This is a genomic window from Bdellovibrio sp. ZFWA1 (genome assembly GCF_056175665.1).
The window spans coordinates 226,987-249,078 of sequence record NZ_JBJKJH010000002.1 but is presented as its reverse complement, the minus strand read 5'-3'; the positions used below and the strand labels follow the sequence as shown (position 1 = coordinate 249,078).

Genomic DNA, 22,092 nt, shown 5'->3' with positions numbered 1-22,092 from the left:
TTTTTCTCCGCTCGTTGAACATCACGATGCTGACATAGGGTTCGGTTTAGTTTATGAATAACATGATGAAAAAAATCTTTCAATGGCTCAAGTCGAATCCTTTTGCTTTGCTGTCGGGCGTCCTTATCGGAACTTCCTACATTCCTTTTCCGCCCTGGGCACTGCTTTTTTGTTATGCTCCTTTGTGGCTAGCTGTTTTTTCTACGGAAGGAAATTGGAAAACGGCCTTTAAGTCTGCTTGGCTGACTCAATTTGTGCTTTCATTGATCGGATTCCACTGGATCGCCCATACAGCTAAAGAATTTGGTCGCCTACCATGGCCTGCCGCTGTCTTGTGTTTGTTACTATTTGCAGCTTTTATGCACCTGTACATTCCGGCTTCGGTTGCTTTCACTAAGCATTTGCAAAATAAACTGAAGTTATCCACTGGAACTTCACTATTCGTAGCCGCGCTTAGCCTTAGCTTACTTGAAAGAATCTGGCCGGTGATTTTTCAATGGCATCTAGGATACGCTTGGATCGCATCTAAAATTCCATTTTATCAATGGGCAGATCTAATCGGATTTGAAGGTATTTCCACTATCACTCTACTTTTTAACGCCTGGTTTGCTTGGATTTGGTTGCAACAATCTCAAACGAAAAAGCTTCTTCTGCATTGCCTACTTGCGGCCATACTCCTTGCGGGCCTTTCTATTTCGGGATCGTTCAGGGGACAACGATGGTCCCAGAGTGATGATGTGCTAACCGCAAGCCTGATACAGGCCAACATTGGAAATCTTGAAAAAGTTTATGCCGAACAAGGCCGGGCCTACCAAGAAAGCATCACCAGAAAGTTTTTAAGACTGAGCCAAGATGAAGTCATGAAGAATCCAGATACTGAAGTTTTAGTTTGGCCCGAGACGGCCTTTCCCGACTATCTTGGGAATCTTTATTTAGGTCGCAAGCACACTTCGATTCTGGTTGAAGGACTCAATCCCCTAAATAAAAATCTAATCACAGGCGCCTACGCAAAAGATGACAATTCCAATGGCGAAGGCACTTCGACATACAATGCGTTGTTTGCAATCAAGCCCACCGGCGAAGACTGGGCCCCCGCTTATCGCAAAACCCATTTGCTAGCCTTTGGCGAATATCTTCCATTTTCAGAAAAATTCCCGATTCTTCTAAAGTTGCTTCCTTTTATTTCTAACTTTGGCCGCGGACAGGGACCAACCACAATGGGTGTGATGCATAACTCGGCATTGCTTCATTTTGGTGGGCAGATCTGTTACGAATCTTTGTATCCTGCCTTCAGCCGCGGCTTAGCGGAAAAAGGAGCCCAAATCCTAGTCAATGTGACCAATGATTCTTGGTTTGGAAAAACTTTCGAACCACGCCAGCATATGTTTATGACTCTTGCTAGGGCCGTAGAGACACGTCGTCCCTTGATCCGCTCGACAAATACGGGCATCTCGACGGTGATCTTGGCAGACGGAAAAATTCTTGAACACTCCCCCATTGGTCAAGAGTGGACACATACTTATAAAATTCCCTATTTAAAAAATCCCCCTCAGTCCCAATTTGTTGCTTGGGGACATTGGGATTGGATTTTATGGTTGGTTCTTCTTCTTGGACTTTTGTTGAAAGGCTATGTAAATGCAAAATCTCGCAATGCTTGATTGGCTCGACATTTTAGAGCGTATTAAATCACATGCGACCTCTGAGGTCGGTAAAAATGAAATTGCAGACACTCAGCCTTTAAATTCGGCAACCGAAGCCCGTCTGCGATTCAGCGAGATCTTCGATGCCCTTGAGGTTTTGAATCAAGGCCATCGGCCCCATATGACTTCGTTGGATCTTTTTCCGATGTGGATTGGACGTCTTCATAAAAAGGCGGTCTTGAAAATTTTAGAAATTCGCGACGTCCGTACTTTTTGTTTAGAGGCCTTAGCCCTTAAGGAAGCCCTTCTTCCGGTCAACAATACTTGGGCCACCCGAATGAAGTCCCAACTATTTGAAGCAGCGGAGCCCCTTTCAGCCATCGATCAAATCATTTCCCCTGGCGGCGAAATCCGCATGGATGCCTCGGAAAAATTGTACAGCTTAAGCCGGGAAAAAGAGCGTCTTTATAAAGACGTACAAAACTCTTTAGATCGTTTGGTCAAAACACAAAAAATGGAAGGCGTCGTCCAAGATAAGTACGTAACGACTCGCGAAGGCCGTTGGGTTGTTCCGGTACGATCTGGAGCTCAACACTCGGTTCCTGGAGTCATTCACGGATCTTCACAGACTAAACAAACCGTCTTCATCGAACCTGAAACCGTCATTCCAATGAATAATCGATTGCGACAAATCGAAGTTGAAATCGAAGAAGAAATTGAAAGACTTTTGACAGAGCTTTCCTTGTATCTTGCTAGTCAAGCAAGTGATTTTGATCGGGCCCGAGACTTGATGGAAATTTGTGATGTGACTTTTGCTCAGGCCCAATTCACCGACCTGATCGAAGGAAGCAGTATCGAATTCAGCGACGAATCTGTTGAACTTATCGAGGTTCGCCATCCCCTTCTCCAACTATCAGGCAAACCCTTAGTTTCAAATACCGTTTTACTAGATCAAAATAAATCTTTGTTGTTACTAAGCGGTCCGAATGCTGGCGGTAAGACAGTGTTGTTAAAATCCATCGGCCTAGCAGCCCAAATGGCGCGCTGTGGACTACCAATTTGCGCAAGTGAAACTTCTAAATTGCCATTCTTCCAAGATGTGATGGTAGGAATAGGTGATGCCCAAAGCGTTGATGAAGAGCTTTCTACGTTCGCCGCCCATTTGCGAATCTTAAATAAAGCCGGGCAGATGATTGGACCTCATAAGCTTATTTTGATTGATGAAATCTGCGGGTCGACGGACCCAGAAGAAGGAGCCGCTCTGGCCCGCTCGTTTATCGAGCTCTTTTCAAAAAATAAAGTTTTTGGTGTTATAACGTCCCACTTAGGTCCTTTGAAATTGGGATGGGATGCTGAATCTAGAGTCCTCAATGGAAGCCTTGAATACGACGCTAAAACAGGACGCCCGACATATCAATTCATCGCAGGAATTCCCGGAGACTCACTGGCTATTTTAACTGCCAAGCGAGTGGGAGTTGCCCAAACCATTATTGAACGAGCCTTAGAGGTTCTGGCCCCAGCAACTCGGGCCCGTCTAGAGGGACTTGAGCAGATTGAAAAATTAAAATCAGACATTGCCAGCCTTCAAGATCATCTTAAAAAAGAGACTCAAAAAGCTGTTGCGTTGAAGAATAAATACGAGTCCCTTATGGAGCAATTCAATCGGGAAAAAGACGAGTGGTTGGCGCGCACTTTGAAAAAAGCTGAACGCAAAGTCGAAGAAGCCATTCAGTCCGCCAAAGCGGCACAAACGATGGAGCGCCATCGCACATTGCAAGACATCAAGTATCAACTTCCAGAGATCGTTAAAGCCAAACCTTCTTTAGAAAACTCGGTGCAATCGGCAGAAGACTTTGCAAAAAAATTTCCCCCCGGAAGCAAGGTCTTCGTTCCGTCACTAAATTCAGATGCTCTGGTGCAGTCGCCACCAAACTCACGTGGTGAAATTACGGTCTTATCAGGATCCATGCGCCTACAAGTCAAATGGCAGGATCTAAAAACAGCCGGGAAGCCGCAAAATCCCACATCTCAGTTGGTGCGTCAGCGCGGAGGAGTCACGGTTGCCCTTCACACCGACGAGAGAGTCTTAGATCTTCGTGGTCGTACAGTTGAAGAGTCTATCCAAGAACTTGAACTGGCTTTAGATACTGCAGCTCGGGCTCAGGAAGATCGCATAAAGATCATTCATGGCCATGGAACGGAAGCCCTGAAAAAGGCCGTCAGAACTTATCTTTCACGATCTGTTTACGTGAAAAAGTGGAAGGCCGGAACCAATGAAAGCGGCGGTGATGGCGTTACTTGGGCCGAGCTTGGAGAATAAAAAAGGGATGCTATGCATCCCTTTTTTTACTTCGTCTAATTTTGACAGTCTTCAATTCTTTGAAACAATTCTGAAGCGGGAGTTTGAGGTTTTCCTAAGCTAAAGCGTCGGTAGCCATTTCCATCCCAAGTACATATTGAGTTGTTTTTTATTTTTTGAACAGCTGAATGACATTCTGAAAGCTGACCGAAACTAAATTTACCTCGCCCGACCGAAAAATTTCCATCAATCACGTAGGGCTGCAAACCTTCTCCGTTCCAATTACAAACAACTCCGTTATTTGAAGTTTCTAAATAGCGAGCACAGCCTTCGAAACTGCTTGCACCAAAGGCCTCTAAGCCGACGAAGGCTCCTGTTGACATTTTAATCGGCGAATAACCTTTTCCATTCCAGTTGCAAATAAGTCCCGCTCGTGTCGACTTCACCGCCCGCTTACACTCTGAAATAGTGTTAAAGCCAAAATCATCATAACCCATCGATCGAGAGTTTTGAATATTGTAGGGTGCGTACCCCGTCCCCGTCCAACTACAGGCCACTTGAACAACGGCTTCGTTGGTTGCCGAGGCCGCATCCTCACAGACGCTTTTATTAGAAAAGCCATATTGAGGTTTACCAACAAATTTTTTATGATCTAAGGAAAATGCCTGATAATTTTCGCCGTTCCAGCGACACTCTACCAGTTTTTTAGAGAGCTTCGGTAGCGGCAACTCCGCCGCTTCAGTGACTTCAGCCCCGGCCTCAAGATCATTGGGACCTGGAAGATCCCCCGCCTCGTCCGCTTTGGAAGCCGGCGCTATAAAGAAACAAATCACAACAACTGATGCCAACAGTTCTTTAAGCATTGTTCTCTTTGTTTTCATAGACTTTCCTTTTTTAACAGACCAACTCTAAAAATAGTGACCGGTTGCAATCCTGCTATTTCGATACCAGCTCAAATCAATTTAAACGGCCTTGCAGAATAAAAAACTGCCTCAATTTTAGTCAGGTGCCCTCTACGGTGTCTTTCTTTCTTGGCAGTGTGCTGTCAATACGGTATGAAAGAGGTCTTCATTTACAAGGAGCTCCCATGGCTTTACAAGTCGGAATCGTCGGACTACCCAACGTAGGAAAATCGACTCTTTTCAATGCTTTAACTGCGGCCAAAGCAGAAGCTGCAAACTACCCGTTTTGCACGATTGATCCTAACGTCGGCGTCGTCACAGTTCCAGATCCTCGTTTGGATAAGATCACAGCTCACGTGAAGCCACAAAGCATCGTTCCAACGACCATGGAGTTCGTTGATATCGCCGGTATCGTTAAGGGCGCGAGCCAAGGTGAGGGCCTTGGGAACCAATTCCTTTCACATATTCGCCAAACAGATGCAATTGTTCACGTCGTACGTTGCTTCGACGATCCAAACATCATCCACGTTTCAGGTTCGGTGGATCCTCTTCGCGATATCGAAATTATCAATATGGAGTTGATGTTGGCCGACCTAGATTCGGTACAAAAGAAACTTCAGCGAATTGAGAAACAAGCAAAAACGTCACAAGATAAAAAACTTAAGCTTGAAGTCGACGTTTTGAAAAAAGTTGAAGAGGCTTTAGGTAAAGGCTTACCAGCTCGCTCTGTTCAATTAGAAGAAAAAGAAGAAGCTCCTTTAGTACGCGATATGCATTTGCTTTCTTCCAAGCCAGTACTTTACGCAATGAACGTATCAGACACAGACTTCGCAGCTGGGGGCAATGAATGGACAAAGCAAGTTCAGGCTCGTGCCGCTGAAGAAGGCAATAATACCATTATGATTTGCTCGGCGATGGAAGCTGAAATTTCTTTACTACCACCGGAAGAGCGCAAAGAGTTCTTAGAGTCGATGGGTGCTGAAGAGCCTGGCTTAAATCGTTTAATTCGCGAGGCTTATAAACTTTTAGGTCTATTCACTTACTTCACTGCGGGCGAAAAAGAAGTGCGCGCTTGGACAATCAAAAAAGGAATGAAAGCCCCACAAGCCGCCGGTGTTATTCACACTGATTTTGAAAAAGGCTTCATCCGAGCAGAGACCTACCACTGCGAAGATCTTTTCACTCTGGGTTCAGAATCAGCCGTGAAAGAGGCTGGTAAATACCGTCTTGAAGGAAAAGAGTATATCGTTAAAGACGGCGATATCTTATTCTTCCGTTTCAACGTTTAATCTTCTTCACTCCGCGGGAAACAGAGCCAAACTTAGTTCCCCGCGGATAAAGATGTTTGGATAAAGGTCTTACATGAACGAATTTCTTCGCCTTTCAGGTTTAGAACTTGCCGAGCTAATAAAGACAAAAAAAGCTTCGCCTAAAGAAATTCTGGAAGCACATATCCAACGAATTCAAGAAACCCATACAAATTTAAATGCATTATGCGAAGACAACTTCAGTCAGGCCCGCCAGCTGGCAGAAGAGTGCGAAGAAAAAGTTTTAACTTCGGATCCCGCTTCTTTACCAATCTACTTTGGAGTTCCTTTTACAGTGAAAGAAATGCTTTCCCTCAGTGGCTTTCGTCGCACAGGGGGAAGCATTCATCGCAAAAACGAAGTGCAAAGCTACGATGCCACTTGTGTGAATAGACTAAAACAAGCTGGGGCCATTCCCCTTGGTACAACCAATGTTCCCGAGCTGGGATTTTGGTTTGAAACAAATAATCCCATCTATGGCCGGACAAACAACCCCTACGATAAAAGAAGGACTTGTGGCGGAAGCAGTGGAGGCGAAGGGGCCCTGATTGGCGCGGGCGCTTCCCCGTTTGGACTTGGGAGTGATATCGGCGGAAGTATTCGAATGCCAGCGGGTTTCTGTGGCGTCTTTGGCCACAAACCCACCAACAGAATCACTCCTTTAACTGGCCACTTTCCCTTTTCAAAAGAAGATTTTGAAAAAAGACTTTTCGAGGGACGATACCCTTATACCAGCGTCGGACCTATCGCAAAAAAAGCCAAAGATTTGGAAGTACTGACTCAGCTTCTTATTGGACCTGATGGTATCGATCAAATGACACAGGTTCATCAATGGATACCGAATCAGATTGAAATCAAAGACATCAAAGTTCTTGTTCTGGAAGACCCTATTTTTCATGGCGCGAATCGCACCGAAAAAGATCAACGCCAGGCCGTTAAAAATGCCGCGAAACTTTTTGAACAGTTAGGCGCCCAAGTTCAAGAATTTCCGGCCGAGTTCTTTAAACATGGCGTACAGCTGTGGCTTAACGCCCTAAAGTCGACCAAACAAGAAAAGTATTACGAGGCACTGCAGGGCGAACAAGGTTCACTTTCGATAACTTCTGAATTTATAAAATTATTATTAGGCAAGGCCGACTATACTTTACCAAGCCTGGTCGTGAGTCTTGCTGAAATCATCGGGCTCTCTAAAAAACACAGCGACGAACTTCTTCATGAACTGATCGAACTTCGTAGAAAATTTCACAGCTACTTCGATGAAAAAACGATTTTGATTATGCCCCTTCATCCACGAGTGGCTCCGAAGCATCATGCTCCGCTTATGGCCCCTTTTGATTTTATCTACACCGGTATCTTCAACGTACTAGGCAATCCCGCCACCGCAGTTCCCATGGGCCTCAACGATCAAGAGCTGCCTTTATCGCTTCAAATTATTGCCGCTCCTAATCATGACTCGCTCTGCCTTTCGGTGGCCCAGTTCCTGGAATCCACTTTTGGTGGCTGGATACCGCCGGAATATTAAAAAATATACATACTTAGGCGTGGCTAAGGGAAGCTTCCACACTAAAGAAATTTTTTTCTTTATTTAAGACAATATTTTTGTTTGTTAGTGCCTTATGGATATAAGAATGTTTATGCAGGTTCAACTGAGCCGAAGACAAGAACGGAACCCACGATTTTCTTTACGAGCTTTTGCAAAGCTTCTGAAGACGGACCCAAGTTCCCTTTCAAAAATTCTGAACGGCACTCGAATTCCAAGCCTCGAAACGGCTGAAAAATGGATTCCGATTATGCAGTTGTCTGAAGACGAGGCTCAACAGTTTTTGGGATTGGTGACCTCGGGGGATCAATTCAAACAGCTGCCTGAAACTTTTCCGAAGCACCTTATAAACTCCAATGTCCCGATCATCTTGGAAGCCCTGGCCCTTGAAAATTTTCAAGATCGAAAGCCAGAGCTTCTTCAATTCCTAAAGTTAACCGAAGTCGAGTTCGAACAACAAATCGCCGAACTTCACCGTCTTGGGCTTCTAGCTATCGATAAAAAAGGGAATGGCTATCGCCCGGTTAAGGTCATCACCGGAACTTCCCCATTGACGGCAGAAGAGCGGCGACAAATGCTGATTCAGTATGCCGAATGGGCCCTGGAGTCCGTGAAAAATCATGAGCCCGTTAAGCGCGGTCAATCTAATTTAACAATTTCATTAAATGCAGAAGATATTCCTAAAATTCACGAGATCATGCGGGAAGCACTTTTTAAGATTACTAATATAGTAGCTAAAAGTAAGCCTGCGAACAGTCTTTATAATATCACTTACGCTTACTACCCAATCCTTAAGGATCCTGAAGATGGGAATCCAATAGGACATGGATCGACCATATAGTCATAAACAAAAAGAAGGAAGGCGCTAACATCAAATATGGAAAATCGGTCAGCGTCTTCCACCCCTCTTTAATCAATAATCCCCACGACGTACTCGGGCTTGAAACACCAAGCCCCACAAAACTTAAATAAGATTCGTACAAAATCAAACTTGGTATTTGTAGTACCGCCACCGTCAAAAAAGACGGACGCATGTGCGGCCAAATATGTCTTCGTAATATTCGCAACCGGCCGGCCCCCAGCGCCTCGGCAGCCAGCACCCAATCTTTCGATTGGTACTCGACCATAAGAGCTCGAGCAACTCTGAATACCCCCATCCAGTGAGTAAAAACCAATCCAACAACAAGGACCAACCATCCCGACCAGCTAGTGAATTCATTTTGCAAAAACAAACAAAGGACCGCAGACAAAAGAAAGCCAGGCAGTGCCGAAAAAATATCAGCCAATCGACACAAACATCGGTCCATCAATCCCCGATTTAGAACTGCGACTCCGGCAAATATCAAAGCCAAAAAACTTGTACCTAGACAGCCCAATACACCAACTATTAAAGAGGCCGAAGCACCATTCAAAACTTGATGTGCCATCGACCGCCCCAAGCTGTCAGTTCCCAACCAAAAAGTTAAACTTGGGGACTGAAGGATGGCTTCAACTTGCGGTTCTAGAGCGGATGAAGGCACAAAAAAATAAAACCACAAAACAGAAAGCACCAAAAACAATAGCCAGGCTGCCGCAATTCTTCGCATCAGAATCATTTGGCCCCCAGATTTTCTTGATCTTGAAGACGAGGATCAAATAACCCCATCAACCACAGAGACAAATTTGAAAAGAAAATAAACAGCAAACCCGTGGCCAGTACAATACCCGTCACCAAAGTATAATCTCGCTCGGCCAATCCTGAAACAAAGGTGCTTCCTAAGCCAGGAATCGCAAATAAAATTTCCACAATAAAAGAGCCTGACAATAATCCAACAGCGAGCTGAGGCAAATAAGCTAAAGCAGCCACCATCGAGTTTGAAAAAATATGCTTTCGGATAATGACGGAATCAGACAAACCTTTGGCTCGGGCTGTGCGGACATAGTCCATATTCTTCTGCGCATGCAAGCTGCGCATAAACACCCGGGACCACTGCGCAATAGGACGAAGGCTTAACGCAAGCAAAGGAAGCACCCAATGCTTCCAAGAGCTAAAAAAAGCCACCGGCAGAACTTTAAAATAAACTGCAAAGATCCAAATTAATAAAGGCGCTAAAAACAAACTAGGTAACGAGATCAGCATCAAACAAAACTGTTGGATAAACTGATTAAAAGAATTTTTCCTCAAAGAAAGGTAGGACAAAAACGGCGCCACAATGATGACCAGCAACAACGCCAAAAAATTTAGAAAAAATGTCGGCCGCGCTACTTGCACAATCCGATCCAAAACTGTTTGCTCGGAATTTTGCATCGAGACTCCTAAGTCCCCGTGAAGCAAAGCGCGCATATACATAAACCATTGCTGTACAAATGACTGCTCTGTGCCCCATTGCTTCTGAAGCTCGGCCCGAACCAGGGGATTTAGTGCCGCCTCTTCCGAAAACGGCCCTCCGGGCAACAGGCGCAAAAGAACAAAGGTCAAACTGGCCAATACTAGCAAGCTGATCAGTGTCTCTACTAAAACTAGAAGCAGTCCCCTCGCCCCTCGCATTAAATGTCATCCCAGTTTTCTTTGGTCACCATTTCTTTGACCGGCTTCACGGGCATCGCCCCGGCAAGATATGGGAAAAGCTCTTTCTTATCCCCATAGAGCAAAGAGTAGACATAAGCATTCGACATGACTTTCTTCACATAATTACGAGTCTCGATAAACGGAATATGCTCAATAAACTCATCGGTATCACGTTGACCAAAACTATGAAGCCAAGCCTTCACTCGATGAGGTCCAGCATTGTAAGCTGCTGCCGTCAAAGGTATCACTCCATCAAATTTATCCATCAATCGTCTAAGGTATCGACTCCCAATTGTAATGGCCGTTTCGGGTTCTAAAAGTTTCTGCGGCGAAAAACTTTTATCGTTCATAAGCTGAGCCACTTTATATCCAGTAAATGGCATCACTTGCATAAGTCCCAAGGCCCCCACCGGAGAAATAACATCCTGACGATACTGAGATTCAGCTCGCATAATTCCCCAAATTAGCTCTTCAGGTACTTTAAAATTCTTCGAGGATTTTTCAACAAACTGAGAAAAGGCCCGAGGATAAGTGTGTTCCCACAGGTAACGAACTCCAGCTATCCCCTGCTGAGCTCTTTGTCTGCCAAAAGTGGTCTGCCCAATGTAAGAAGAGCGATAGTAATTACCAATATTGGCATATTCGGTCATAAGGGTATTCAAATACTCGCGACTTTTGGTCTTCTTTTCGATTTCAAAAAGATCCCATCGTGCCCACTCATCCTGTCCGACAATCATAAGATCTCGAGCCCGCTCGAAGCGTTTCATCAAAACGGGGCTCGAAAAACTTACGATCTTTTCGCTGTCATCTTTTTCGTCTGACTTTTCGGAGGACTCATCGGCCACTTCACTGGCTCCGGTATCGGGATTAGCGACATCCCCTTCTTCCGATTCGTCAGCACTTTCTTCATCGACTGCGCCAGTGGCAATATTTAAATCTGCATCGCCGGCATCTTCTTCATCTTCATAAAAACTGTCTCCGTTCATAGAAGGAGTTAAAAAATCAGATGAAGAAAAGCGATCAAATATTCGGACACGAATTCGACTGTCATTCACGGCGATCTTGACCGGCTCGATCAAACCAATTTGTTTTACACGCGCCTCTGCTGAAAGCGAATAAAAACCATACAAGGGATCATTCAGTAATGGGCGAAACAAGGCCTTAGCCTTTGCTTTATTGCCTAAACGAAACTGACTCATTGCCATCCAATATTGAAGGCGATCTGATGGTACTTTTTTCCAAGCCCGAGGATTCTTTCGTTTGGCGTTCTCGATATCTTTAAGTTCGGAATAAGAATCTGAAAACTCACCTTTAAGATATTTAATCCAAGCCAGGTTCCAACGAATATCTTGATTGAGGGCCGACCCCTTAAATACTTTTTGATACTCTTTAAATCGCTGTGTCGCCCCATCGTAGTCTTGAAACATATAACTTAAAAATGCCGATTGAAACAATGCTTGCTTACCCAATTTACTGCGAGGACTCAACTGGTAGGCTTTGTAATAGTTTTCGACAGCAATCTTTGACTCTCCGGCTCGCGCAGCTGTATTTGCGTACTGAATTAAAAAATTAAACTGATTCTTTTTTGATTCAAACCAAGGACGCAGAACCTCGAGGGCCTTCCCGACTTCGCCTTCCAAGGCAAAAAACTGTGCTTGAATTTGGTCTCCTAAAAACTTTTCATTTTCACTTAAGCGCGACTTCATAACATTGATCTCGGCTTGAGCTTCTTTATCTTTACCCGCAAAAAGCATATAACGAACACGGCTCTTAAAATCAGAAACAGCCGCCGGGCAATCGGTTGGCGCACCCAAAAACTCGTTCGCGGGTAGATCCATCGTCCAGTGATCGATTTTAGAAAATGCGGGATATTTGACATACAGTTTTTTCAGCCACTGGCACATGGCCTTACGATTTCCCAGACCCTTTTCGGCGATCGCTAGGTCAAAAATAACATCAGGATATTTTTCATTTTGCCGCATTTTTTTTTCAAGGCTGACCAAAAGCTTTTTGGCTTCTTTCGGAGTCTTATTTTCTAAAGCGATCTTGGCCAGATAAGAATTCACCTCGAACTGCATTCGCTGATTTAAATTTAATTTTAAAAGTTCGGCGAAAGAGCTTCGAGCCCCCGTCCAGTCTTTTTGTTGAAATTTTGTTTCGGCCAAATAAAACAGCCCGTACTCTTTAAGATTTCCTTGTCCTGCGGCAACGACTTGAAAATCCGTTGTGGACTTTGCAGCATCACCCAATTTGCGATATATCAAAGCGCGATTGTAAATCGCTAAGGCCTTCTCATCATCGGACTTATCTTTTAACTTATCGTCACTTAATAGCTTAAGTGCTGATTTTAAATCGTTCTGAGACTGAAACTCTTGAACCTTAGCTAAGAACTCTGAATTTGCAAAAGATGTATTGGCAATGAAAACGCCAGAAAAAATCCCTAAAAGACAACCGATTATTTTTATTTTCATTGTGTCACCCCGGCCATACCTTCCTTGAATAGCTTAGACTTTCGTGATACCGAATAAGGCATGGCAAAATCAAAAAACAAAACAGTATACACGTGTCAAAATTGTGGAGCCCAAAGACCAAAATGGGAAGGAAAATGTACAGACTGCGGTGCATGGAACTCTTATGTTGAAGAACTCCAAGTCACCGAGACAAAAACACGTGGCTGGAGTGTTGGATCTGCCACTCAAAATAAAGGTATTGTCGCAAAACCTGTGAGTCTTGACAAAGAAATGGACAGCATCAAGCTTCATCGTTTCGACACAGGTTATGAGGAACTGAATCGTGTTCTGGGCGGTGGACTTGCCGCAGGAAGTTTCGCCTTACTTGGTGGGTCACCAGGTATCGGCAAATCAACGCTTTTACTGCAGATGGCGGGTGGACTTGCCAAAAACAATCACAAAGTACTTTATATATCGGGTGAAGAAAGTGTTTCGCAAACAGGCTCTCGCGCACACCGCTTGGGAATTCGTTCTGCGCATATTGAAATTGCTGCTGAATCCAACCTTCACACCATTATCGAGTTAGCTCGCTCGCGGAAACCCGATGTCGTGGTCGTTGACTCTATCCAAACTGTTTATATGCCTGATCTTGAGGCGGCCCCTGGCTCGGTCTCTCAGGTTCGCGAATGTGCGGGACATCTTATGGGATTAGCCAAGCAAGACGGAATCACCATCATCTTAATTGGTCACGTCACCAAAGATGGCAATATTGCAGGTCCAAAAGTTCTAGAGCATATGGTCGACTGCGTTCTTTCTTTTGATGGCGATGCTTCTTACAGTTATCGCCTTTTACGAGCCCTCAAAAATCGTTTCGGAGCTGCGCAAGAACTGGGTGTCTTCCAAATGGCCGCTAAGGGCCTTGAGGAAGTCACAAACCCATCAGAACTTTTCCTTGAAGAGCGAGGCAACGAACTGATTGGCTCGGCGGTTTTTGCATCGATGGAAGGGACTCGTCCACTGCTTTGCGAGGTTCAAGCCTTAACCATCAACACTCCGATGGCCATGCCGCGCAGAACAGCGCTTGGGATTGACGTCAATCGCCTGCATTTACTGTCGGCGGTATTAGATCGACACCTAGACATTCGCCTAGCCCACTCGGACGTATTCATCAACGTTGTCGGAGGTTTGAAACTGATCGAACCGGCGGCTGATCTTGCCGTTGCCGCGGCCATTTTATCAACTGAAGGCAGGAAGGAACTCGACTCAAAAACTGTTTTCTTCGGTGAAATCGGCCTGACCGGAGAAGTCCGAGGTGTTTCGTTCGTCGAAACACGTTTAAAAGAAGCTGATAAATTGGGCTTCAAGCACTTCGTTATTCCTTTTTCTAATAAACGCCACCTGGGCGATTATAAACTTCCAAAAGAAAAGAAAATTTCTTTTGTTAAAAGTGTGCATGAACTGGCAAAATTAATTTAAGGAGTCTTTCATGTCTGAAGAAGTCATTAATAGTGCCATTGTTAAAGAAACCTATGCGGCGGGTGATTTCATATTTTTCGAAGGAGACCTCGAGCACCATTTTTATATCATTGAGTCCGGCAGCGTACAAATTTTCACCAAGAACAAACAAGGAGCTCGCCTCAATATTTGCACCATTACCGATGGTGAATCCTTCGGAGAGTTCGCACTGTTAGACAACAAGCCTCGCTCAGCTTCAGCTCAAGCCATTACGGACGTCACTTTAGTGCGCGTCTCCGAAGAGGGGTATCATCAACTTTTAAATGAGCTGCCTGTTTGGGCCAACTGTATGCTAAAATCTTTTATGGATCGCTTAAAGAACATGACTCAACTCATGAAACAAAGTGATCAGTTTCTACAAAAATAAAGGCAGCCTTCGCTGCCTTTATTTTTTATAATTCAAGACATCTTGCTGTAGCGAGGTGACCATCGTCATCAGGCGCCCTTCTAGCATCTTATCGATATTCTGAAACTCAACCCCCGTCACAACCTTGGAAGCCTCTTGAATAATGCGCTCGCCGACAAAACGGACTTCAGCCTCTAAATTTAGGGGGCTTTTCGCCGACATTTTCAATGTCCCCTTGATAACATCTCCGACTTTGACACTAATAGGATCTCGAGTTTCTAAAAGGCGCATGCCACCGGCACTAAAATCCTCGACCTTCATTTCAATAAAGGCCGGTCTGTCATTGATAGCAATGATATTAAATTGGCTTGGATAATCAGCCGGCAAATCAACTCGGGTATTTGCACGCCTTTGAAGAACAAACAGATCCTGATCACAACGAACTCCAATCCGGTTCTTCTCTGAAACAAATTGAGAGGTCATAAAATATCGGTCTTCTTTAAGGTTAAAATTCAAAACTGCCTCGTCAGCAATTTGAGCTCCCGACGACTGTTCCGTGTAATCCAACCACAAAATTTTATCATCAGAATTATCTTTGGCCACAAAAATATACAGTTTGTCGTTGTACTTTACATACATCGATATCTGGTGCTGAGGAAGCTCACGAAAGATGTTTTTTCTTTCCGAGACCGCCACTTTTTTAAATACGTTTTGGGGTAGACTCTGAACGCTCATATTGGTTTATTTATTCTGCCTTCTTTATCGCCTTCTGCCAACGCTGGATTCGCTCCTTGCGTTCCACCGTCCCAATCTGAGACTTAAATTGCTTTTCTTTTTTCCAAATTTTTTGCAGTTCCTGCTGAGAACGCCAAAGCCCCACACCTAAGCCCGCAAGGTAAGCAGCTCCCATTGCAGTTGTTTCCAACATGCGAGGTCGCACCACCTCTGCCCCAAGATAATCCGCCTGCAATTGCATCAACAAATTATTGGCCGAAGCACCACCATCCACTTTTACTGACTTCAGTTTTTTCCCAAGATCCCCTTGCATCGCAAATAAAATTTCGGCATTTTGCAACGCCATGGCCTCTAAGGTTGCTCGCGCGACATGCGCCTTGGTTGTACCTCGAGTCAGACCACAGATGACTCCACGAGCCTCGGGCTTCCAATGAGGCGCACCCAATCCAGTCAATGCTGGCACAAATTCGACGCCTTCAGAAGACGCCACCGTTTTAGCCAATGCCTCGACATCTGATGATTTCTCGATCAGTCCCAATCCATCACGCAACCACTGAACCGCAGCGCCACAAACAAAAGCGCCGCCTTCAAGAGCATAAACCATTTTTTGATCTTTAAGCTGCCATGCAACAGTTGTTAAAAGATTAGATCGGCTACGTACAATTTTACTTCCCGAGTTCATCAACAGAAAGCTTCCAGTTCCAAATGTGCATTTGGCCTCGCCCGCCGAAAAACAAATCTGCCCGAAGAGCGCCGCCTGTTGATCACCAGCAATTCCACTAATCGGAATACCATCTGGTAAAAATCCCAAGCCCTTTGTTCTTCCGAATTCACCTGATGACGGAGCAATCTCGGCCAAAAGCTTCGGGTCCACTTCAAATAGCTCTAAAAGCTCGGCATCCCATTGCCCCGTTTGCAAGTTCATCAACATTGTGCGCGAAGCATTGCTGACATCCGTCTTGTGAGTCGTCCCCGACGTTAATCTCCATAACAAGAAGGTATCAATGGTTCCCACCGCCAACTCGCCTTTACGAGCTTTCGCCTTAGCCCCTTTGACATTTTTTAAGAGCCATTGAATTTTACTCGCAGAAAAATACGGATCTAAAACAAGACCGGTCTTCTTCTTGATGACCGCCTCTTTCTTCTTACGGCGCAGCTCTTGACAAAGAGCCTGTGTCCGACGGCACTGCCATACAATCGCATTGTGAATGGGCTTTCCGGTTTTGCGATCCCAGACGCCCACCGTCTCACGCTGATTGGTAATGCCAATACCGACCAACTGATGCCCTTCGATTTTGGCTTTTTTAAATGCATCCTTCATCGTTGCTGTGGTTGAAAACCAAATATCTTCAAGATCATGCTCGACCCAACCTGGTTTTGGAAATATTTGACGATAAGCTTGCTGTGACTCGGCGACGAGACCTCCGGCTTGATCAATAATGATCACTCGAGTACTCGTTGTTCCCTGATCGATGGACATGATATATTTTTTCATACTAATATCATGATCAATTTCTTCGGCAAACCCAACGAAAAAATCTTTAATTTAAAGTCCTTAGACAAAGAGACTTTAATCTACCGCGTATTGCCGAAAATGCTTCTTGAAATCATGCGAAAGTATTTTCGCCTTGAAGTCACTGGCACTGAAAACATCCCCCCAAAAGGGCGAGTCCTCATTGCACCAAATCACTCGGGCTATTCGGGATTCGATGCCCTTTTACTGGCACATGTTATAAACCAAGAGACTCGTCGCCTTCCGCGAGTTCTAACACATCATTTCTGGTTTTTAACAAAGACGACAGCCATCCCCGCACAAAAAATGGGCTTCACTGAGGCAACCTACGAAAATGGAGTTAATGCCATTCGCAAAAACAACGCGATCATTCTTTTTCCCGAAGGCGAGCACGGTAACTTTAAACCCACAACTCAAATGTACCAACTTCAAGAGTTCAAACGTGGCTTCGTACGAATGGCGTTGGAAACTCAGTGCCCTATCGTCCCAGCTATTATCATCGGCGCCGAAGAAACCCATATAAACTTAACGCAGCTTAAATTTAGTCGTTTTTTAAAGGGCACCGTGCTGCCTCTGCCACTGAATGTATTACCACTTCCCGTAAAATGGAGAATTCGTTTCTTAGAGCCCATCCACCTTCCCTATCCCCCCGAGAAGGTCAATGATAAAGAGCTGGTCCATGACATCTGCGAAGAGATTCGGGATAAAATGCAAAAAGCTCTTCAAGAAGAGCTTCAAAAACGCGGTGGCATATTCTTTTAACTATTTTTTAGGATCATCCGATATATCATCACCAATGACCTTGAGCATAGCCTGCCACTTCAAAACCAAAGCCCCTTCGTTACCGCTTTCTCGACTAACCAACTGTTTCGTCAATAAGGCCGCCAATGATACGGCGATCACCAACAACAAAACATACTCTATAATCACTTGCCCCGATTCTGAACCAGGGCGGCGCCGAGACTTCATATCAATAAGATATCACAGAGTGATTTGCGCAGAAGCATTATTTTCAAAAAGTGGCTTCCATTGAGAAATCTGCTGCTGAATCAATGCAATAAGCTCAGGAACTTTATCTTCCGCAAGAGGCCCATTTAAGCCAATCACTACGTCGTCTTCCCAAGACTCCATAATCATACCTTGCCCAATGTGCTCCTCTTCAAAAGACAAAATAAAACTGTCCTGAGTTGGGTACATCATGACTAAAATATTTTTGCCCTGAGCCTTACAGTATTCTTTTAAAAACGGAAGATCCTCGACCAAGCTTTGCTGTAACATCAGATAAACTTTTAACGCCGTGGATTCGTGGAACTGAGCAAAATAGATACGAAACGGTCCATCAAAAATCGCGCTGTTAAACGCTGGACTAAAATACTTAGACTGCATCAATGCTGTGTATGATGACCTCATTCGATTTCCCCCCAGCCTTGAGCCTAGAAAGAAACTGGGTAGTTTTTCAAAACATTTTTTAAGAATCTTAAATTTTAATGCAAGGCGTTTATTTTTTATTGTAAATCCTGCGACCTTCCCTATAGACAGAACGAATTGAACGCTCTCCAACATTATAAAACAATTGCCGCCAGTCCAAATCACTGCACACAAAATCAGCATTTTTTCCAACACACAAGGACCCTACGGAGTTCTGCATATTTAAGGCGTAAGAAGCACCTACAGTGTAAGCAGCAATTACTTCGGGCAAGGACATTTTCATCTGTAGGCGCGCCAAAAGTCCCACTAAATTTAAATCCTGAGTCGGAGAGCTGCCAGGGTTAAAATCCGTTGCTAATGCCACCCGAGCGCCTTGATCGATCAAACCTCTTGCCGGCGGATAAGCCATCTTCATGTAAAGATCGGCAGCTGGCAGAAGCACTGCTGTCACTTCGCTTTTTGCGATCTTACGAATGCCGAGTTCATCCAATTGCACTAAGTGATCCGCTGAAAGCGCAGACAACTCGATCGCTACCTCATGCCCCCCGCTTAGCTGTAACTGATCGGCATGAACAACAACCTCAAATCCTAGCTTCCGCGCTTTTTCTAAATAGACTTGCCCTGCAGCCTTCGGAAAAAAGCCATTTTCGATAAAGATATCTACCCGCTCGGCTAATTTTTTCCTGGCGATCACTGGTAAAACTTCTTCAGCCAAAAAATTTAGATAATCCTCGTAGGTCTTAAATTCTGGTGGCAAGGCGTGAGCCCCCAAAAAGGTATTTATCACACGAGCCGACCGAGTCCTTTGATCTAAAAGCCTTCCTACCTCTAGCATCTTCAGTTCATCTTTTAAGTTCAACGCATAACCCGATTTAGATTCAACTGTCGTCACCCCTTGCGCGACAAAATGGTCTACTCTTCGAACTGCAGAATCAAAAAGATCATTCTTTCGAGCTTGCCGGGTTTCCCGCATAGTCGACAAAATACCGCCGCCACGCTTTGCAATTTCTTGATATGAAACCCCTTGGTTGCGCATTTCAAACTCGGCGGCTCGATCCCCGCCATGAATCAAATGCGTATGACATTCAATAAACCCAGGCAAAACTGACGCCGCATTCAGCTCAACACTTTTCGTAATATGCTTTCTTATTTCTCGCGGAATTTCTTTGCGGACGCCAACCCAAACAATCTGCCCTTTTTTAACGGCGATGGCACCATCTCGCAAGCATCCCAAATCGATTTCTTGAATATGTCGCCCCTGCTTTTGGGCCGCAGGCGATAAAGTTAGTAGCTGATCAATATGCGTAAATAAAGTTGTCGACATACCCCATCCTAAGGTTTGCCCGCGAAGACATCAACCGCTTTGTGTCCAGCGCACCAGGCAAGATAATAAATTGCGGCGAGATACTGGCTTTGGTAGATGTTCGTTACACCCAGCCTCTAGAGACGCCTGCTTCTCTTCCCTCAAGGCCTGCGCAGTTAAGGCAATAACCACGGTGGGCGGTAGCTGCCGCTGAACTTCGATTTCTCGAATTTTTCTAGTCGCAGAGTTTCCATCCATACCTGGCATTTGAATATCCATCAAAATTAAATCCCAGTTCGGAGAATCTGAAAAAATTTGTATGGCATTTTCGGCATTTTCAGCCTCGACCACCTCAACCGGTAATTTCTTCAGATAGGTTCTGACGATGATTCTGTTTGATGCCGTGTCATCAACCAATAAGACACGGACCGGTCGCTGGATCTTGGCCATCAACTGCTCATCGGTTACTTCTTTGACGATATCCTGCGGCGGCAAACTAGCACGATAGGGCCAAGTAAAATAGAAAACGGTTCCCTCATTCGGCAAAGACTCAAAACCAATTTGACCATTCATCAGCTCGACGAAACTTCTAGAAATCGTCAACCCCAAACCCGTTCCTCCGTAACTGCGAGTGATCGAAGAATCCGCCTGAACGAATTGCTCAAAAAGCTGACCTTGCTTATCCAACGGGATTCCCACTCCCGAATCTCTAACAACGATATGTAGTAAATTAGAATCATCAGGATGAAGACAAATGCGAACAAAAACCTCGCCGCGCTCAGTGAATTTAACCGCGTTCCCTACGATATTAAATAGTACTTGTCTGAATTTTTGCCCATCCGTCAATTGATATGCGGCAATTTCGGGAGCTACATGAAATTTCAATAAAATATTTTTTTCCTGAGCCTTGACCCGCAACAACGAATCAACCCCCGCGACAAGCTCGCGAAAATGTACAACTTCCTCGTGAACCTCCATCTTGCGCGCTTCAATTTTTGATATGTCTAAGATGTCATTAATCAAACCCAGTAAAGATTCTCCGGATTTTTTAAAGAGCAGAATGTACTCTTTCTGCTCATCGCTAAGTGCCGTATCCATTAGGATGTCAGTCACCCCAAGAATGGCATTTAATGGCGTTCGAATCTCGTGCGACATATTAGCCAAAAAATCACTTTTTGCCTTAGAGGCAGCCAATGCTTCTTCTTTGGCTCTGACTAAGTCCAGATGGGCTTTGCGTAGCTCTGTCACATCTGACAGAGCCAAAACTTTTAAGCCCTCCACTCCATCATTTAAAAATGACCATGAAGCTAAAACCGGAACCCACTGTTTTCCTGCTTTAACCTCGGCATCAACACCGCTATTTTTATTTTCATTTAACAATTTTAATTGATTATCGCCAAAGTGACCTGAAAAGCGGAAATACTGATTAAGATTGTCACCTACGATATCGTCCGCAGAACACCCAATCAATTTTCCCGCAGCTGGGTTCGCCTTTAAAATTACAAAACCCTGCTCAGTTGTTCTCAATACAAAAAGAAGATCTTGAACCGTATCGAAAACATCGGAATAAAACTTTCCATGACGAGCCAAACTTTCGTTAGCAAGTAGAAGCTCTTCAAAGCCTTCTATCGAGTTAGAGTCTGAAAAATATTTTCTCGATCGATCATCACTCACACGTCACCCTCACCTTAAGCGGCTTGAACCCGTGCTTTAAGGCGATGGAGTCGATCTGCTAACAGAGGATAACTATTTTCAAGTTGGGTCACCACGATGTCTGCCTCGAGACCAGAAACCTTATTCTGCTTAATACCCGCATCCAAATCACCACAGGCTTTCATAAAACCCACCATCCCCAAAGTTCCGCTGGTAGACTTTAGACCATGCGCCAAGCGCCCCACTGCCTGTAAATCTTTGGCAATTAAAGCAGACCGCATCTCACGCAAGATGCGAGGAGTGTCCTTCATAAACATATCCGCCAAAACACTCACCAGCGGCTCGCCTGTGTCAGCTTCGACAGCGCGTAAATCTGCAATGATACTCTCATCGATCAGAAGGCAGTTCATGAAATTCCACTCCTTTTCAGAGTACCTATCGGAATTTCTCAACCGGGGATTGAATTAAAACTTGGAATTTAATATTCTTGCCCAAAGCCCATTGAGCGCCTCAAAATGCGACGATTTCCATCAAAGACCAAACACAAGTTTAAGTCCATATGAATTAATTTGTTCTTGATACAATAAACAGGTTCCGTCAGGACTTAAAATCTGAAACAAAAAAGAAACCGAGGCCTGCTCAAATGGACTGCCGTCACTTTTTAAAATACGCCCCTGAAAAGTCATGGCCGACGGGATCGCAAAAGCCGCACAGGGCAGTCCCAAAAATAGACCCAAAAATACGAGCCGCAAATGCCAGGTCAACATTTGATTCCTCCGAAAAATACCAATTCCTCAAACTTATCTTTATTATGTTAACCTGAGCTTTTTGTAACAATCGTAATAATAATTCAAATCTAGATTATAAACTTTATTTAATAAACTTGACCCAATCAGAGACGGCAAAAAAACCG

20 protein-coding genes are annotated in these 22,092 nt (G+C 44.6%); 8 read left to right on the top strand and 12 right to left on the bottom strand.

Going from position 1 to position 22,092, the window contains the following annotated elements; all coding sequences use genetic code 11:
• Positions 1-65: 65 nt before the first annotated feature.
• Complete coding sequence (lnt, locus tag AC04MN_RS10700; protein WP_475383200.1) at positions 66-1,658, top strand: apolipoprotein N-acyltransferase; 1,593 nt, start codon at positions 66-68, stop codon at positions 1,656-1,658.
• The gene (locus tag AC04MN_RS10695) at positions 1,636-3,960 is read left to right on the top strand and encodes an endonuclease MutS2 (RefSeq protein ID WP_475383199.1); all 2,325 of its coding nucleotides are present in this window, start codon (positions 1,636-1,638) and stop codon (positions 3,958-3,960) included. The genes lnt and AC04MN_RS10695 overlap by 23 nt, the downstream gene beginning before the upstream one ends.
• A 35-nt stretch (positions 3,961-3,995) precedes the next feature.
• Here the strand turns inward: AC04MN_RS10695 and AC04MN_RS10690 are convergent, their stop codons facing one another.
• Entirely contained in the window at positions 3,996-4,820 is an 825-nt protein-coding gene (locus AC04MN_RS10690; RefSeq protein WP_475383198.1) for a hypothetical protein, read from the bottom strand.
• Positions 4,821-5,026: 206 nt separating this feature from the next.
• Between AC04MN_RS10690 and ychF the strand changes: the two genes are divergently transcribed.
• The 3 genes from ychF (at position 5,027) to AC04MN_RS10675 (ending at position 8,529) form a co-directional block, all read left to right on the top strand.
• Positions 5,027-6,130, top strand: coding sequence for a redox-regulated ATPase YchF (ychF, locus tag AC04MN_RS10685; protein WP_475383197.1), 1,104 nt, complete (start codon positions 5,027-5,029; stop codon positions 6,128-6,130).
• A 73-nt stretch (positions 6,131-6,203) separates the two neighbouring features.
• Positions 6,204-7,670, top strand: a complete 1,467-nt coding sequence (locus tag AC04MN_RS10680; RefSeq protein WP_475383196.1) for an amidase — start codon at positions 6,204-6,206, stop codon at positions 7,668-7,670.
• 112 nt (positions 7,671-7,782) lie between these two features.
• The gene (locus AC04MN_RS10675) at positions 7,783-8,529 is read left to right on the top strand and encodes a DUF4423 domain-containing protein (RefSeq protein WP_475383195.1); all 747 of its coding nucleotides are present in this window, start codon (positions 7,783-7,785) and stop codon (positions 8,527-8,529) included.
• Here the strand turns inward: AC04MN_RS10675 and AC04MN_RS10670 are convergent.
• Genes AC04MN_RS10670 through AC04MN_RS10660 form a run of 3 tightly spaced genes read right to left on the bottom strand, consistent with a single transcriptional unit; the run spans position 8,480 to position 12,707 of the window.
• Entirely contained in the window at positions 8,480-9,283 is an 804-nt protein-coding gene (locus tag AC04MN_RS10670) for an ABC transporter permease (RefSeq protein WP_475383194.1), read from the bottom strand. The two genes, AC04MN_RS10675 and AC04MN_RS10670, sit on opposite strands and share 50 nt — an antisense overlap.
• Positions 9,280-10,215, bottom strand: coding sequence for an ABC transporter permease (locus AC04MN_RS10665; RefSeq protein WP_475383193.1), 936 nt, complete (start codon positions 10,213-10,215; stop codon positions 9,280-9,282). Before AC04MN_RS10665 ends, AC04MN_RS10670 begins: the two co-directional genes overlap by 4 nt.
• Entirely contained in the window at positions 10,215-12,707 is a 2,493-nt protein-coding gene (locus tag AC04MN_RS10660; RefSeq protein WP_475383192.1) for a lytic transglycosylase domain-containing protein, read from the bottom strand. Before AC04MN_RS10660 ends, AC04MN_RS10665 begins: the two co-directional genes overlap by 1 nt.
• Before the next feature lie 60 nt (positions 12,708-12,767).
• Here AC04MN_RS10660 and radA point away from each other — a divergent pair, with 60 nt between their 5' ends.
• Positions 12,768-14,162: a DNA repair protein RadA gene (radA, locus tag AC04MN_RS10655; protein WP_475383191.1), complete on the top strand. Its 1,395-nt coding sequence runs from the start codon at positions 12,768-12,770 to the stop codon at positions 14,160-14,162.
• Positions 14,163-14,172: 10 nt separating this feature from the next.
• A complete protein-coding gene (locus AC04MN_RS10650; RefSeq protein WP_475383190.1) occupies positions 14,173-14,568 on the top strand; it encodes a Crp/Fnr family transcriptional regulator in 396 nt (131 codons plus the stop codon).
• Positions 14,569-14,586: 18 nt separating this feature from the next.
• On the opposite strand, the gene AC04MN_RS10645 is transcribed toward AC04MN_RS10650, so the two are convergent.
• Together AC04MN_RS10645 and glpK are read right to left on the bottom strand one after the other, a co-directional pair.
• Positions 14,587-15,282 (bottom strand): PilZ domain-containing protein, encoded by a 696-nt coding sequence (locus AC04MN_RS10645; protein ID WP_475383189.1) that lies wholly within the window; start codon positions 15,280-15,282, stop codon positions 14,587-14,589.
• A 10-nt stretch (positions 15,283-15,292) separates the two neighbouring features.
• A complete protein-coding gene (gene glpK / locus AC04MN_RS10640; protein ID WP_475383188.1) occupies positions 15,293-16,777 on the bottom strand; it encodes a glycerol kinase GlpK in 1,485 nt (494 codons plus the stop codon).
• Positions 16,778-16,786: 9 nt separating this feature from the next.
• Here glpK and AC04MN_RS10635 point away from each other — a divergent pair, with 9 nt between their 5' ends.
• Complete coding sequence (locus AC04MN_RS10635) at positions 16,787-17,557, top strand: lysophospholipid acyltransferase family protein (RefSeq protein WP_475383187.1); 771 nt, start codon at positions 16,787-16,789, stop codon at positions 17,555-17,557.
• Here the strand turns inward: AC04MN_RS10635 and AC04MN_RS10630 are convergent, their stop codons facing one another.
• The 6 genes from AC04MN_RS10630 to AC04MN_RS10605 form a co-directional block, all read right to left on the bottom strand.
• On the bottom strand, positions 17,558-17,764 hold the full coding sequence (locus AC04MN_RS10630) for a hypothetical protein (RefSeq protein ID WP_475383186.1): 207 nt from the start codon (positions 17,762-17,764) through the stop codon (positions 17,558-17,560).
• 12 nt (positions 17,765-17,776) lie between these two features.
• Positions 17,777-18,205 (bottom strand): hypothetical protein, encoded by a 429-nt coding sequence (locus AC04MN_RS10625; RefSeq protein WP_475383185.1) that lies wholly within the window; start codon positions 18,203-18,205, stop codon positions 17,777-17,779.
• 88 nt (positions 18,206-18,293) lie between these two features.
• The gene (gene hutI, locus AC04MN_RS10620) at positions 18,294-19,547 is read right to left on the bottom strand and encodes an imidazolonepropionase (RefSeq protein ID WP_475383184.1); all 1,254 of its coding nucleotides are present in this window, start codon (positions 19,545-19,547) and stop codon (positions 18,294-18,296) included.
• A 30-nt stretch (positions 19,548-19,577) separates the two neighbouring features.
• Entirely contained in the window at positions 19,578-21,200 is a 1,623-nt protein-coding gene (locus AC04MN_RS10615; protein ID WP_475383183.1) for an ATP-binding protein, read from the bottom strand.
• A gap of 14 nt (positions 21,201-21,214) precedes the next feature.
• Complete coding sequence (locus tag AC04MN_RS10610) at positions 21,215-21,589, bottom strand: Hpt domain-containing protein (protein ID WP_475383182.1); 375 nt, start codon at positions 21,587-21,589, stop codon at positions 21,215-21,217.
• 120 nt (positions 21,590-21,709) lie between these two features.
• Entirely contained in the window at positions 21,710-21,946 is a 237-nt protein-coding gene (locus AC04MN_RS10605; RefSeq protein WP_475383181.1) for a hypothetical protein, read from the bottom strand.
• Positions 21,947-22,092 lie beyond the last annotated feature (146 nt).

Bases quoted from the DNA above. Each gene is read 5' to 3' on its own strand.
- lnt (WP_475383200.1), top strand. From the start codon at position 66: ATGAAAAAAATCTTTCAATGGCTCAAGTCGAATCCTTTTGCTTTGCTG.
- AC04MN_RS10695 (WP_475383199.1), top strand. From the start codon at position 1,636: ATGCAAAATCTCGCAATGCTTGATTGGCTCGACATTTTAGAGCGTATT.
- AC04MN_RS10690 (WP_475383198.1), bottom strand. From the start codon at position 4,820: ATGAAAACAAAGAGAACAATGCTTAAAGAACTGTTGGCATCAGTTGTT.
- ychF (WP_475383197.1), top strand. From the start codon at position 5,027: ATGGCTTTACAAGTCGGAATCGTCGGACTACCCAACGTAGGAAAATCG.
- AC04MN_RS10680 (WP_475383196.1), top strand. From the start codon at position 6,204: ATGAACGAATTTCTTCGCCTTTCAGGTTTAGAACTTGCCGAGCTAATA.
- AC04MN_RS10675 (WP_475383195.1), top strand. From the start codon at position 7,783: ATGCAGGTTCAACTGAGCCGAAGACAAGAACGGAACCCACGATTTTCT.
- AC04MN_RS10670 (WP_475383194.1), bottom strand. From the start codon at position 9,283: ATGATTCTGATGCGAAGAATTGCGGCAGCCTGGCTATTGTTTTTGGTG.
- AC04MN_RS10665 (WP_475383193.1), bottom strand. From the start codon at position 10,215: ATGCGAGGGGCGAGGGGACTGCTTCTAGTTTTAGTAGAGACACTGATC.
- AC04MN_RS10660 (WP_475383192.1), bottom strand. From the start codon at position 12,707: ATGAAAATAAAAATAATCGGTTGTCTTTTAGGGATTTTTTCTGGCGTT.
- radA (WP_475383191.1), top strand. From the start codon at position 12,768: ATGGCAAAATCAAAAAACAAAACAGTATACACGTGTCAAAATTGTGGA.
- AC04MN_RS10650 (WP_475383190.1), top strand. From the start codon at position 14,173: ATGTCTGAAGAAGTCATTAATAGTGCCATTGTTAAAGAAACCTATGCG.
- AC04MN_RS10645 (WP_475383189.1), bottom strand. From the start codon at position 15,282: ATGAGCGTTCAGAGTCTACCCCAAAACGTATTTAAAAAAGTGGCGGTC.
- glpK (WP_475383188.1), bottom strand. From the start codon at position 16,777: ATGAAAAAATATATCATGTCCATCGATCAGGGAACAACGAGTACTCGA.
- AC04MN_RS10635 (WP_475383187.1), top strand. From the start codon at position 16,787: ATGATCAATTTCTTCGGCAAACCCAACGAAAAAATCTTTAATTTAAAG.
- AC04MN_RS10630 (WP_475383186.1), bottom strand. From the start codon at position 17,764: ATGAAGTCTCGGCGCCGCCCTGGTTCAGAATCGGGGCAAGTGATTATA.
- AC04MN_RS10625 (WP_475383185.1), bottom strand. From the start codon at position 18,205: ATGAGGTCATCATACACAGCATTGATGCAGTCTAAGTATTTTAGTCCA.
- hutI (WP_475383184.1), bottom strand. From the start codon at position 19,547: ATGTCGACAACTTTATTTACGCATATTGATCAGCTACTAACTTTATCG.
- AC04MN_RS10610 (WP_475383182.1), bottom strand. From the start codon at position 21,589: ATGAACTGCCTTCTGATCGATGAGAGTATCATTGCAGATTTACGCGCT.
- AC04MN_RS10605 (WP_475383181.1), bottom strand. From the start codon at position 21,946: ATGTTGACCTGGCATTTGCGGCTCGTATTTTTGGGTCTATTTTTGGGA.